Source organism: Lentzea sp. NPDC036955 (genome assembly GCF_055608005.1).
This window is the reverse complement of record NZ_JBVJRC010000009.1, coordinates 118,844-130,046: the sequence shown is the minus strand read 5'-3', so window position 1 is coordinate 130,046 and position 11,203 is coordinate 118,844. Positions and strand designations below refer to the sequence as shown.

Here is an 11,203-nt window from a genome sequence, read left to right as displayed (position 1 = left end):
GATGACCACCGGCAGGATCGTCATGTACGTCTTCGCCGCGATGCTGGCGGGGGTGACGCTCGGCCTGCTGAGGAGCTGGCCGCCATCGGACGTGCAGAACGGTGTCGCGCAGCCCCAGGTCCCGGTGATCGACTCGCGCATCTCCGTGCGCCCTGGACCCTCCTCGACCAGCACGCCGCCGAGCCCGTCGAGCACACCGAGCCCGGCGCCCGGCACCGAGGTCCTCGCGCTCACCAGCCCGGACACCCCGAAGCCGGGACCCGACCTGCCGCCCGGCGAGTACGTGCGCGAGACGGGCGAGGGCTGGTGGCGGACCATCGCCGGCACCACCCCGCAGGTCGGGCGCGGGCAGGTGCACACCTACTCGGTCGAGGTGGAGCAGGGCGCGGTGCTGCCCTCGCAGCACCAGCCGTTCGCCGCCGCCGTGGACGCGGCGCTGGCCGACCCGCGCGGGTGGACGGCGTCGGGGACCGTCGCCTTCCGCCGGGTCGACGTCGAGGAACCCGACGTGCGCATCCGGCTCACCGCACCGGCGACCGCCAGGGCCACCTGCGGGTTCGAGCTGCCCTACGACACGTCCTGCTACATCGACGGGGTCGTGTACGTGAGCGCTCCGAGGTGGTTCCGCGGCGCCGAGTCGTTCGGGGGAGACCTGGCGGGCTACCGGAAGTACCTCGTCAACCACGAGGTGGGGCACCACCTCGGTCACGGCCACGAGGTCTGCCCGCAGGACGGCGCGCTCGCGCCGGTGATGATGCAGCAGACCCTCTCCGTCTCGAACGACCGGCTCGCCGAGGTCACCGCCGCCACCCCGCAGGGCAGGACGGTGCCGCGCGACGGCAGGACGTGCCGGCCCAACCCGTGGCCGAACCCGGAGGTGACCAGGTGAAGATCGCGATGGTCTCGCTGCAGACCAACCCGTTGACCGCACTGACCGACCCGGATGCGGCCGGCCCGCGCCTGCACGTCGCGAAGCTCGCCGAGGCGCTGCGCCGGCAGGGCCACGAGGTGACCGCGTACACCCGCCGGACCGACCGCAGGCTGCCGCAGCGGGTGCGCGTCGCCGACGGGTTCGCCGTCGTGCACCTGCCGGCCGGCCCGGAGCAACCGCTGGAGGAGGACGTCGTCGTCGCGCACATCGGGGAGTTCGTGCGGCGGCTGCAGGGGTGCTGGTCCGGTGCGGCGGCACCCGACGTCGTGCACGCCCACCACTGGACGTCGGGGCTCGCGGCGGTGCTCGCCACCCGGTCGAGTGGAATCCCGGTCGTGCAGAGCTTCCACGCACCCGTCGGCGGCGACTCCGCCGGACCGGAGCGGCTGGTCGGGCGCACGGCAGCGGCCGTGATCGCCACGTCCGGGCACGAGGTGGACGAGCTCGTCCGGCTGGGCCTGCGCCGTTCCGCGATCACCACGGTGCCGTGGGGTGTCGACGCGGACGTCTTCACGCCGACCGGCCCGGCCGCACCGCGCACCGGGATGTGCCGCGTTCTCGCGGTGAGCGAGCTCGGCCCCGACGCGGGGGTGGACGACCTCATCGGCGCGCTGCCCGCGGTGGCGTGGACCGAGCTCGTCGTCGCCGGCGGCGCGGACGGCCCCGAGCTGCGCCGGCTGCGCGCCCTGGCCGTCAAGCTCGGCGTCGCCGACCGCGTCACCTTCCGCGGCCCCGTCCCGCACGCGGAGCTGCCCGCCCTCTACCGCTCCGCGGACGTCGTGGCGTGCCCGCAGCGGCGCGAACCGTTCGGCGTGGCCGCGCTGGAGGCGATGGCCTGCGGTGTGCCGGTCGTGGCCTCGGCGGTGGGCGGCCTGGCCGAGAGCGTCGTGCACGGCGCCACCGGACTGCTCGTGCCACCGCGGGAACCCGGCCTGCTGGCACGGGCGCTGCGGTCACTGCTGCGCGACGACGTCCGGCGCCAGGAGCTCTCCTTCGCAGCCCAGGACCGCGCCCGCGTGCGCTACGCGTGGGAGCGGGTGGCGCTGGAGACGGCCACGACCTACGAACGGGTGATGTCCGCGAGCGGACCGGTGGTCACTCGGTGGCAGAAGACGCCGGTGTGAACGCCCCGACCGCGGTCGGCACATCGGCGAACATCGTCAGCAGCTCGTGCAGCCCGGTCATCTCGATGGGCTGCCGCGCGGCGCGTTCGCTCGCCACGACGCCGAACGCGACCCCGGACTCCGCCGCGAGCCGGTTGACCGCCACGAGCACGGACAGGCCCGCCGAGTCGAAGAACTCCACCGCGAGCTCCAGCACCAGACCCCGCGGGCGCGCCTCCAGCTCCTTCGCCAGTGCGCCGTGCACCTGGTCGGCGTTGGTCATGTCGACCTCGCCGGCCAGCCGCACGACGGCGACACCGTCCTGCGCCGAGACCGCTATCCGCATCACCAGTCCGCCTTCCGCTCCCGACAAGCATCCCGGTCGCGGACGCGCGATGCACGACCGGTGTCCGTGACGACGCGGGCCGGCGGCCGGCGGCCGGCGCACCGGCCATCCCCGCCGCCATTTCCGGCACCAGTCCGGTTCCTGTGCCGAAAATTCCCCAAACGCGGGAAACGCAAGATCACTCGATCGAGTGGTGAATTGTATTCGTTCACACCATCGCGTGATGTCTGATTTTGCGTTCCGAGAGCACTTGGATACGGTTCTCGCGGAGTTGCGGCCGGTTCGATTTTCTCGGCGCATTCCGATCGATTCAATCACTCAAGGAGATTTTCGTGCTGAAGAAGGCAGGGGCGGCCGTCGCTATCGCGGGCGCTTTCCTCGGTTTCGGTTCGCAGGCGCTGGCCGACACCCCCGAGCTGGACATCACCGACCAGGTGGGTGTTGCGGACCTGAACGACTCCGAGGTCCTCAGCGACCTCAACGCCTGCTTCATCGACGTCAACGTCATCGCGGTGCCGGTCCTGTCGGACAACGACAGCGGTCTGTGCGGCAACCCCGACGACAAGTGACGCGACGGCGCAACCCAGGTTGCGCCGTTGTCGTGGGTGGGAGCGGGGCCGAGGCCGGGGTGCCGCACTCCGTTCCCCTTCTCCAGCACCTGCACGTAGTCAGACCCAACCACGAGTGCTCGAAGAGGAGCGATTCTCCATGCTGAAGAAGACTGTTGCCGCTGCTGTTGTCGGTGCTGCTTTCCTGCTGGTCGGCACGCCGGCGTTCGCGGGTGAGTCCGAGGACTTCGGCCACATGATGGCGATGGCCGCCGAGTACGACCACACCCACCAGGTCGGCCTGCTGAACCTGGAGGACTCCGAGGTCCTCAGCGACATCAACGTCTGCCACGTCGACGTCAACGTCATCGCGGTGCCGATCCTCTCGAACAACGACAGCGGCGTCTGCGCGAACCCGGACACCGACATCGACGTGGTCGAGGCCCACGCCCACGACGGCGACGACGACTGATCGTCTGACCGCTGCGTGACCCCGACCGTTTCGGCGATGTCCGGACGTCCGGTTCCGTTTTCTCGAACACGACGCGGGTGACCTGGGCGAACATCGCGACTGAGGTCGGCGGGTGCCGGTTCGCGGTTCAGCGGACCGGTGGTCCCCACCAAGCAGCGCCCGGCTGGGCAAACCAGCCGGGCGCTGCTTCGCGTTCGGAACCCGTAGATTTGCCGGTGACCTCCGCAGCCGGGCAACGACATTGTTCCGCTTGCCACGACGTGGCGTCACCCGATCTCGCGGTTTGCAGGTTTTCGGTCCTTTTCCGCGATTCTTGCCGCCACAATGTCCGCATGACTGGTACGCCGATCTTCGATGAGCTGTACGCCAAGTACGTCACCGGCGCGCCTCGCGCCGGGGCGGCGGTCGCGGAACGGCCCGTCCTGCCTCCTCCGGCGACGGCGAGAGACGAGCGACAGCACCCGCCCGCGGCGCAGCACCACCACGCGGCCAAGCACGAGGCGTTCGTGTGGCCGAGCTGAGCACCCGGTTCAGTCGGACTTCGTCGTGACACCCCGGCACGCCGCGACCCGTTCGTAGACCGCCACGGCCTCCCTCGCGATCCGGTCACCGCAGTAGCGCGCCAGCACCCGGTCCCGTCCGGCGACGCCGAACTCCTCCCGCCAGGTGTCGTCGGCCAGCAGCCGCCGCAACGCCCTGGCCAGTGTGGCGGGCTTGCCGGCGGGCACGTGCAGGCCGGTGACGTTGTGCACCACGACGTCGAGCAACGCGCCGACCGCGGTGGCCACCACCGGAACGCCGCACGCCATCGCCTGCAACGCCGCGACACCGAACGGTTCCGCCGACGGCACGCACACCACGGCGTCGGCCGAGCGCAGCAGTCGCGGCAGCTCGGCCCGCGGCACCGCGCCCGCGAACACCACCCGGTCCCGCACGCCGAGCCGGCCCGCCAGCTCGCGCAGGTCCGCGTCGTCACCGCAGCTCCCGGCGACCACCAGCTCGGTGTCGTCCATCGTGGACACGGCGGTGAGGGTGTCGGCGACCCCGCCGCGGTGCGCCGGCCCGCCGGTCACGAGGACCCGCCGCAGGGCGTTGCGCACCGCAACCGGGCCCTCGGGGCGGAACAGCACCGGGTCGACCCCGCACGGCAGCACGGAGACCTGCGTGCGGCGCAACCCCAGCCGCCACAGCTCCTGCGCCTCCTGCGCGCTCATCGCCACGATCGCCGACGCCCTGTGCGCGACCAGCACCTCGGCATCGGCCCGCCGGCCGGTCCGCTCCGCCCCCACCGCGGTGTACGTGTGCACGACCGGGACCCCGACCAGGTGGGCGCCGATCACGCCCACCAGCGCGGAGGTCCAGTGGTGGGTGTGCACCACGTCCGGCGGACGCGCCCGCCACTCCCGCGCCAGGAACTCCGCGAACTCGCCGAGGTGCGGCACGGTCTCGTCCTCGGTGAGCGGGTGCTGTGGCCCGGCCGGCACGTGGACGACGTCGTAGCCCTCGGCGGTCCGCACGCGGTCCAGGGGTGAGGGGCCGTTCCGCCGGGTGTAGACCACCACCTCGTGACCCAGCCCGCTCAACGCGGCCGACAGCTGTCCGACGTGCTCCCCCTGCCCGTGGTCGGCCACCAGCGGGCTTGCCTGCTCCGACACCAGGGCGACGCGCATGCGCCGCACCACCGCCGGGCCGGCCGAGCGGAACGCGTCGAGCAGCGTCCGGTGCCGCGGCACGAGGTCGGCGAGGCCGCTGACCTCCAACGCGTGCAGCACCTCCGGCCCGGCGGCGACCAGGTGCAGCGGAACGCCCCGGTTCGCCGTCTGGTCGTGCGCGTCGAGCAGGGCGCCGACCCCGCACGGGCTGAGCGAGACGACCTGTCCCAGGTCCACCAGCAGGGCACGGGGTTGCTGCTCGGCCTGTGCGGTCAGCTCGGCCGCCAGTGCCGGGGCCGCGGTTGTATCCACTTCGCCGGCCACGGCGACCACGGTGATCCCGTCGTGCGACGTCGAGTGGAGCGACCAGCGGTCGGTCAGCCCTGGAACGGGGTGCGGCATCTCGGGTTCTCCCTCGCACGAGGCCGGTCACCGAGCTGCAGGCTCAACTCGCACGTCAGGTCGTCAGGACTCCGAACCTAGGCCCGGAACGGCAGGGCCCACAACTCGACGTGCGACTGTCACCCGGGAGAGGTGCGCACTTCCGCCCGACCGGGAGGAAGGGGTCACGCGTGGTGATCTCGACGCGGGAGGCAAGTCCACTGTGGAGTGTCCAAGAACCGGCCCGCCGCAACGGTCAGCGACGCGCCCGGTCGTCTTCCTCGCGCCGGGTCCGTCCGGCGGACGCGCGCCGGGTCCGCAGCGAGGCGGGGCGGGCCTTCGCGGACGGGTCGCGCTTGGTCTTGACCAGGCTCGCCACCGTGACCACCAGCAGCACCACGGCGATGACCCCGAGGCTGAGCAGCGTGGGGATCTCCGGGACGCTCTCGTCGACGTCCTCGTGCAGCCACTGCAGGATCAGCTTCACGCCGATGAAGGCGAGGATCAGCGACAGCCCGACCGACAGGTACACCAACCGGTCCAGCAACCCCTGCACGAGGAAGAACAACGCGCGCAACCCGAGCAGCGAGAAGGCGTTCGCGGCGAAGACGACGTAGGGCTGGGCGGTGATGCCGAAGACCGCGGGGATCGAGTCGAGCGCGAACAGCAGGTCGATGGTCCCGATCGCCACCAGCGCCACGAACAGCGGCGTGACCATGCGCTTGCCGTTGTCGCGGGTGAACAGCTTGCCGTCCACGTAGTCGTCGGTCACCGGCAGCACCCGGCGCGAGGTCTTGACCACGACGTTGTCCTCGATGTCGGGGTCCTCGTCGCGGTGGCGGAACAGCTGGACCGCCGTGTAGATCAGCAGCAGCCCGAACAGCAGGAACACGAACGAGAACAACGACAGCAGCGTGGCGCCGAGCGCGATGAAGATCGTCCGCATGATGAGCGCGAGCACGATGCCGAACGTGAGCGCCTTGTGCCGGTGCTGGTCGGGCACCGCGAACGTCGACATGATGATGACGAACACGAACAGGTTGTCGACCGACAGGCTCTTCTCGACCAGGTAGCCGACGAAGTACTCCGAACCCGGCCCGCCGCCGTAGTGCAGCGTGAACCAGACGCCGAACCCGAGGGCCACCGCCACGTAGAACACCGACCATGCCGTCGCCTCGCCGAACCCGACGTGGTGCGGGCGCTTGGCCGCGACGAGCAGGTCGACCGCGAGCAGCAGCACGACCAGACCGACCGTCACCGCCCAGGTCAGAAAGCTGATGTCGAGCTGCTGGGCGTTCATGGGGCCGTCGCCGTTCGCGTGTCCATGTCGCACCGGGTTCCCGGTGACCGGTGTCCGCGAACCTCCGTGCTCCCCGCGAGCGGGTGGGACACCCCGGCGCGGGCGTCCCGGCTCGCTCCGGTTACTTCTTGAGGTTCTTCGTGACGCTGTCGACGATGCCGCCGACCGCGTCCTTCACCTTCTCGACACCGTCCTTGAGCGCAGCCTTGGCCTGGTCGGCGCGGCCCTCGTCGGCGAGCCGCTCGTCGCCCAGGGCCTCGCCGGCGGCCTCCTTGGCCTTGCCTCCCAGGTCCTCCGCCTTGTTGCCGAACTTGTCCGCCAGCGACATCGCGTCCTCCTCAGTCGAGTTCCGGATGTCTTGAGGACACGTGCTCCGCGGCGGGCGTCACGCCCTGATCAGGTGAACACCGGGTGAGCGTCGTCACGGGCCGGCCGCGGACCCCTGCATTCCATTATGGACGAATTCGTCGCCGTTCCCGGTTTCCGGTGGGTCCCGCGCGGGAAAGCTGGAGCACCACCGCCTGCCGCCGGCGGGCACAGCACTCGGAGAGTCGCATTCCCATGAACAACCAGATGGTTTCGCAGCGTGCCTCGGCGCAGTCGACGGCGGACGTCGTCGCGGACGGGCTCTTCAGCCACCCGGACGTGCAGCCGGCCACCACGAAGACCGCCGTCGCGGCCAAGCAGGGGTTCTACACCGACCTGTTCCGCGAGCCCACTTCCTGACCAGCGCTTTCGACGTCGCTGACCCGCTCGTCGTGCACACCGGCCCGGTCACCCATACGGTCGACCAAAGGGCTTGGGGCTGGACAGGAGCAGCGGTGAGGGATCGCAAGGCGGTGCGGATCGCCGCGCCCGCGGGACGGCCGGGGTTCACCGACGACGTTCCCGCCGTCGTCGTCGTGGGTGGCGGGATCGCGGGGCTCTCGGCGGCCACCGTGCTCGCCGAGCGCGGCGCGCGGGTGGTGCTGTGCGAACGCGAGGACTACCTCGGCGGGCGGGTCGGCGGCTGGAGCACGCGGCTGAAGGACGGCAGCGAGGTCACGATGACCCGCGGCTTCCACGCGTTCTTCCGGCAGTACTACAACCTGCGCGCGTTGCTCGGGCGGGTCGACCCCGGCGGCAGGGCGCTCACGCCGATGCCGGACTACCCGCTGTGGCACGCCGGTGGCGACCGCGACTCATTCGCCGGGCTGCCGACGACCGCGCCGTGGAACGTGCTCGCGTTCCTGCGCAGCAGTCCCACGTTCCGGTGGCGCGACCTGCCCGGCATCAACCCGGAGGCGGCGCTCAAGCTGCTGGACGTGTCGGTGCCGGAGGTCTACGACGACCTGGACCGCATCGACGCCGTCGAGTACCTGGAACGCGTCCGGTTCCCGAAAGCCGCGCACGCGCTGGCGTTCGAGGTGTTCTCCCGCAGCTTCTTCGCGCACCCGCGGGACATGTCGGCCGCCGAGCTCGCGGTCATGTTCCACATCTACTTCCTCGGTTCCAGCGAGGGCCTGCTCTTCGACGTCGCCGCGGACCCGTTCCCGCACGGCCTGTGGGACCCGCTGGGACGCCGGCTCGTCGAGCTCGGTGCCGACGTCCGCACCGGCACCGAGGTGCGGTCGGTGGCCCGCGGCGGGAAGCGGCGGTTCACCGTCACCACCGCCGGCGGCACGATCGACGCCGACGCCGTGGTCCTCGCCGCCGAGGTGCCCGGTCTGCGCAAGGTCGTGGCCGCGTCCCCGGACCTGGGCGACGCCCCGTGGCGGGAGCGGATCGCGGCGCTGCGGACCGCGCCGCCGTTCCTGGTGTCGCGGTACTGGCTCGACGAACCCGTGGACCGGCCCGGTTTCGTCGGCACGAGCGGGTACGACCTGCTCGACAACGTCAGCGTGCTCGACAACTACGAGCACGAGGCACGGGCGTGGGCAGCGCGCACCGGCGGCTCCGTCGTGGAGCTGCACGGGTACGCCATTCCGGCCGACGTGGACGAGGCCGAGGCCCGCCAACGGCTCTGGCAGCAGCTCACCGAGATCTACCCCGAGACCAAACGGGCCACCGTCGTCGACGAACGGCACGAATGGCGCGAGGACTGCCCGCTGTTCCCCGCCGGTGGCTACGAGCACCGGCCGCGCGTGCGCACACCGGACGACTTCGTCGTGCTGGCCGGTGACCTCGTGCGGGTCGACCTGCCGGTGGCGTTGATGGAACGCGCGGCCACCACCGGGTTCGTCGCCGCCAACCAGCTGCTCGGCCGCTGGGGCGTCACCGGCACGGACCTGTGGACCGTGCCGTCCGAGGGCCGCGTGCCGTTGCTGCGCGCCGCGGCCCGCCGGCGGAGGTCCGCGTGACCGCGGCCGGGCAGCCGACCGGCAGAGGGGCCACCGGCGCACGGGCGGCGGCAGCGGTCGCGTGGCTGTTCGGCGCGCTGGTGGTGCTGGCGCAGATCGTCTACTCCATGACCGACCCGGCCGACCGCCTGTTCACGACGGTCGGCTCGGTGCTCGCGTTCGCCGTCGCGTCGGTGTGCGACGCGTACGCGCGGTTCGGCCCGCGTGCGGCGGGACTGCTGGTGGCCGTCGCCGGCGGTGGCGGTCTGCTGGCCGAGACGATCGGCGTGCACACCGGGTTCCCGTTCGGCGAGTACCGCTACACCGGCACGCTGGGCCTGGAGGTCGCCGGAGTGCCGGTGGTCGTGCCGCTGGCCTGGGTGATGATGTGCTGGCCCGCGCTGCTCGCCGGCCGGGCGCTGGCGCGGTGGCTGCGCGCGGACCGGCCGGTGTGGCCGGTGGTCGCGCTCGGTGCGTGGGCGCTGGCGGCGTGGGACGTGTTCCTGGACCCGCAGATGGTCGACGCCGGCCACTGGGAGTGGGCGCACCCCACCCCTGCGCTGCCCGGTGTGGCCGACGTGCCGCTGACGAACTACGCGGGCTGGCTGCTGGTCGCCGTGCTGATGATGACCGCGTTGCAGCGCACCGTCGGGGAAGCGCGCGAGCTGCACCGGGTGCCGCTGGGGCGGCGGGTCGTGGAGCTGATCCGGACGCGCGAACCGGTGCCCCACCGGGGCGTCGGGACGCGGTCGGGTGAGCTGGACCGGGCGTCGGTGCCGCACCGGGCTGCCGAGGCGCGCCGGTCGGGTGAGCTGGACCGGGCGCCGGTGCCGCACGCGGCGGCCGAAGCGCGCCGGTCGCACGAGCTGGACCTGCGGTCCGGACCGGCGCCGGTGCTGTACCTGTGGACGTACGGGTCGTCGGTGTGGGCGCACACGGCGTTCTTCGGCCGCCCCATGGTGTCCGTGGTCGCCGGTCTGCTGATGGGTGCGGTGGCGATGCCGTTCGCGGTGGCGCTGTGGCGAGCGCACCGATGAGGCGACTGGTCACCGCCGCGGTGCGCGGTGCCGCTGTCGGGGCCGTTGCCGCCGCCGTGCACACCGTGGTCAACGCGCGGCTGATGCGCGTGCCGCCCGCCGACCCGCGCGAGTGCGTGGAACCGGTGTCCGTGCTGGTGCCCGCACGCGACGAGGCCCATCGGATCGCGCCGACCATCCGCTCGGTGCTGGAGCAGGAGGGCGTGCCCGACCTGGAGGTCGTCGTGCTCGACGACGGTTCGGCCGACGGCACCGCCGACGAGGTGCGCCGGGTGGCGGCCGGCGACCCGCGGCTGAAGGTCGTCACCGGTGACGGGCCGCCCGCCGGGCTGCCGGGCAAGCCGCACGCCTGCGCGCAGCTGGCCGAGCTGGCCCGCGGGCGGGTGCTGGTGTTCGTCGACGCGGACGTCGTGCTCGCCCCGCACGCGGTGGCCGCGGCCGTGGAGCTGTTGCGCGCCAACCGGCTCGACATCGTCTCGCCGTTCCCGCGGCAGCTCGCCGACGGTGCCGCGACCCGGCTCGTGCAGCCGCTGCTGCAGTGGTCGTGGCTCGTGTTCCTGCCGCTGCGGCTGGCCGAGACCTCGCCGCGGCCCGCGCTGTCCGCGGCCAACGGCCAGTTCCTCGTCGTGGACGCCGAGGCCTACCACCGCTGCGGTGGCTTCGCCGGTGTCGCCACCGCCGTGCTCGACGACATCGCGCTGATGCGGGCGGTCAAACGCAGCGGCGGCCGCGGTGTGGTCGTCGACGGCAGCACGGTGGCGGCCTGCCGGATGTACGAGGACTGGGCGGACGTGCGGCAGGGCTACGAGAAGTCGCTGTGGTCGGCCACCGGCACCCCGGCGGCGGCGGTCGCCGTGTCGGCGTTGTTCGCCTGGCTGTACGTCCTGCCACCGCTGGCGGCGCTCACCGGGTCGCGCGCGGGTGCGGTCGGGTACGCGGCGGGGGTGCTCAGCCGCGTGGTGGCCGCCCGGCACACCGGTGGCCGGGTCTGGCCGGACGCGCTCGCGCACCCGGTGTCGGTGGGGGTGTTCCTGACCCTGGTCGCCCGGTCGTGGCGGGCCCGGCGGGCGGGCAGCCTGCACTGGAAGGGCCGTTCGTTGAAGGGGAGCAGCTGA

Annotated in this window: 13 protein-coding genes; 9 read left to right on the top strand and 4 right to left on the bottom strand. The window is 72.4% G+C overall.

Going from position 1 to position 11,203, the window contains the following annotated elements; translation table 11 throughout:
* The first annotated feature begins 1 nt into the window (after nucleotide 1).
* Nucleotides 2–889, top strand: a complete 888-nt coding sequence (locus tag ACZ7CF_RS29940) for a DUF3152 domain-containing protein (protein WP_458431441.1) — start codon at nucleotides 2–4, stop codon at nucleotides 887–889.
* On the top strand, nucleotides 886–2,055 hold the full coding sequence (locus tag ACZ7CF_RS29935; RefSeq protein WP_470371135.1) for a glycosyltransferase: 1,170 nt from the start codon (nucleotides 886–888) through the stop codon (nucleotides 2,053–2,055). Before ACZ7CF_RS29940 ends, ACZ7CF_RS29935 begins: the two co-directional genes overlap by 4 nt.
* On the opposite strand, the gene ACZ7CF_RS29930 is transcribed toward ACZ7CF_RS29935, so the two are convergent.
* Nucleotides 2,027–2,380, bottom strand: a complete 354-nt coding sequence (locus ACZ7CF_RS29930; RefSeq protein ID WP_458434366.1) for an STAS domain-containing protein — start codon at nucleotides 2,378–2,380, stop codon at nucleotides 2,027–2,029. The genes ACZ7CF_RS29935 and ACZ7CF_RS29930 overlap by 29 nt on opposite strands.
* 332 nt (nucleotides 2,381–2,712) lie before the next feature.
* Here ACZ7CF_RS29930 and ACZ7CF_RS29925 point away from each other — a divergent pair, with 332 nt between their 5' ends.
* The 3 genes from ACZ7CF_RS29925 to ACZ7CF_RS29915 all read left to right on the top strand — a co-directional run bounded on the left by ACZ7CF_RS29925 (nucleotide 2,713) and on the right by ACZ7CF_RS29915 (nucleotide 3,921).
* A complete protein-coding gene (locus ACZ7CF_RS29925) occupies nucleotides 2,713–2,949 on the top strand; it encodes a hypothetical protein (protein ID WP_360392957.1) in 237 nt (78 codons plus the stop codon).
* 139 nt (nucleotides 2,950–3,088) lie between these two features.
* Nucleotides 3,089–3,400: a hypothetical protein gene (locus tag ACZ7CF_RS29920; RefSeq protein ID WP_360392960.1), complete on the top strand. Its 312-nt coding sequence runs from the start codon at nucleotides 3,089–3,091 to the stop codon at nucleotides 3,398–3,400.
* Nucleotides 3,401–3,732: 332 nt separating this feature from the next.
* Nucleotides 3,733–3,921: a hypothetical protein gene (locus tag ACZ7CF_RS29915; RefSeq protein WP_360392963.1), complete on the top strand. Its 189-nt coding sequence runs from the start codon at nucleotides 3,733–3,735 to the stop codon at nucleotides 3,919–3,921.
* Between the two features lie 9 nt (nucleotides 3,922–3,930).
* On the opposite strand, the gene ACZ7CF_RS29910 is transcribed toward ACZ7CF_RS29915, so the two are convergent.
* The 3 genes from ACZ7CF_RS29910 to ACZ7CF_RS29900 form a co-directional block, all read right to left on the bottom strand.
* Complete coding sequence (locus ACZ7CF_RS29910; protein ID WP_470371134.1) at nucleotides 3,931–5,454, bottom strand: anti-sigma factor antagonist; 1,524 nt, start codon at nucleotides 5,452–5,454, stop codon at nucleotides 3,931–3,933.
* A 235-nt stretch (nucleotides 5,455–5,689) separates the two neighbouring features.
* Nucleotides 5,690–6,733 carry a TerC/Alx family metal homeostasis membrane protein gene (locus tag ACZ7CF_RS29905; protein WP_470371133.1) on the bottom strand — a complete coding sequence of 348 codons (1,044 nt, stop codon included), beginning with the start codon at nucleotides 6,731–6,733 and terminating at the stop codon, nucleotides 5,690–5,692.
* 121 nt (nucleotides 6,734–6,854) lie between these two features.
* The gene (locus ACZ7CF_RS29900; protein ID WP_470371132.1) at nucleotides 6,855–7,061 is read right to left on the bottom strand and encodes a CsbD family protein; all 207 of its coding nucleotides are present in this window, start codon (nucleotides 7,059–7,061) and stop codon (nucleotides 6,855–6,857) included.
* A 245-nt stretch (nucleotides 7,062–7,306) separates the two neighbouring features.
* Between ACZ7CF_RS29900 and ACZ7CF_RS29895 the strand changes: the two genes are divergently transcribed.
* The 4 genes from ACZ7CF_RS29895 to ACZ7CF_RS29880 all read left to right on the top strand — a co-directional run bounded on the left by ACZ7CF_RS29895 (nucleotide 7,307) and on the right by ACZ7CF_RS29880 (nucleotide 11,203).
* The gene (locus ACZ7CF_RS29895; protein WP_360392972.1) at nucleotides 7,307–7,459 is read left to right on the top strand and encodes a hypothetical protein; all 153 of its coding nucleotides are present in this window, start codon (nucleotides 7,307–7,309) and stop codon (nucleotides 7,457–7,459) included.
* 95 nt (nucleotides 7,460–7,554) lie between these two features.
* Nucleotides 7,555–9,072, top strand: a complete 1,518-nt coding sequence (locus ACZ7CF_RS29890) for an FAD-dependent oxidoreductase (protein WP_470371131.1) — start codon at nucleotides 7,555–7,557, stop codon at nucleotides 9,070–9,072.
* Entirely contained in the window at nucleotides 9,069–10,088 is a 1,020-nt protein-coding gene (locus tag ACZ7CF_RS29885; RefSeq protein WP_470371130.1) for a carotenoid biosynthesis protein, read from the top strand. The genes ACZ7CF_RS29890 and ACZ7CF_RS29885 overlap by 4 nt, the downstream gene beginning before the upstream one ends.
* Nucleotides 10,085–11,203: a glycosyltransferase family 2 protein gene (locus tag ACZ7CF_RS29880; protein ID WP_470371129.1), complete on the top strand. Its 1,119-nt coding sequence runs from the start codon at nucleotides 10,085–10,087 to the stop codon at nucleotides 11,201–11,203. Before ACZ7CF_RS29885 ends, ACZ7CF_RS29880 begins: the two co-directional genes overlap by 4 nt.

Excerpts from the sequence above, each read along its gene's own strand:
- ACZ7CF_RS29940 (WP_458431441.1), top strand. The coding sequence starts at position 2 with ATGACCACCGGCAGGATCGTCATGTACGTCTTCGCCGCGATGCTGGCG.
- ACZ7CF_RS29930 (WP_458434366.1), bottom strand. The coding sequence starts at position 2,380 with ATGCGGATAGCGGTCTCGGCGCAGGACGGTGTCGCCGTCGTGCGGCTG.
- ACZ7CF_RS29920 (WP_360392960.1), top strand. The coding sequence starts at position 3,089 with ATGCTGAAGAAGACTGTTGCCGCTGCTGTTGTCGGTGCTGCTTTCCTG.
- ACZ7CF_RS29915 (WP_360392963.1), top strand. The coding sequence starts at position 3,733 with ATGACTGGTACGCCGATCTTCGATGAGCTGTACGCCAAGTACGTCACC.
- ACZ7CF_RS29910 (WP_470371134.1), bottom strand. The coding sequence starts at position 5,454 with ATGCCGCACCCCGTTCCAGGGCTGACCGACCGCTGGTCGCTCCACTCG.
- ACZ7CF_RS29905 (WP_470371133.1), bottom strand. The coding sequence starts at position 6,733 with ATGAACGCCCAGCAGCTCGACATCAGCTTTCTGACCTGGGCGGTGACG.
- ACZ7CF_RS29900 (WP_470371132.1), bottom strand. The coding sequence starts at position 7,061 with ATGTCGCTGGCGGACAAGTTCGGCAACAAGGCGGAGGACCTGGGAGGC.
- ACZ7CF_RS29895 (WP_360392972.1), top strand. The coding sequence starts at position 7,307 with ATGGTTTCGCAGCGTGCCTCGGCGCAGTCGACGGCGGACGTCGTCGCG.
- ACZ7CF_RS29880 (WP_470371129.1), top strand. The coding sequence starts at position 10,085 with ATGAGGCGACTGGTCACCGCCGCGGTGCGCGGTGCCGCTGTCGGGGCC.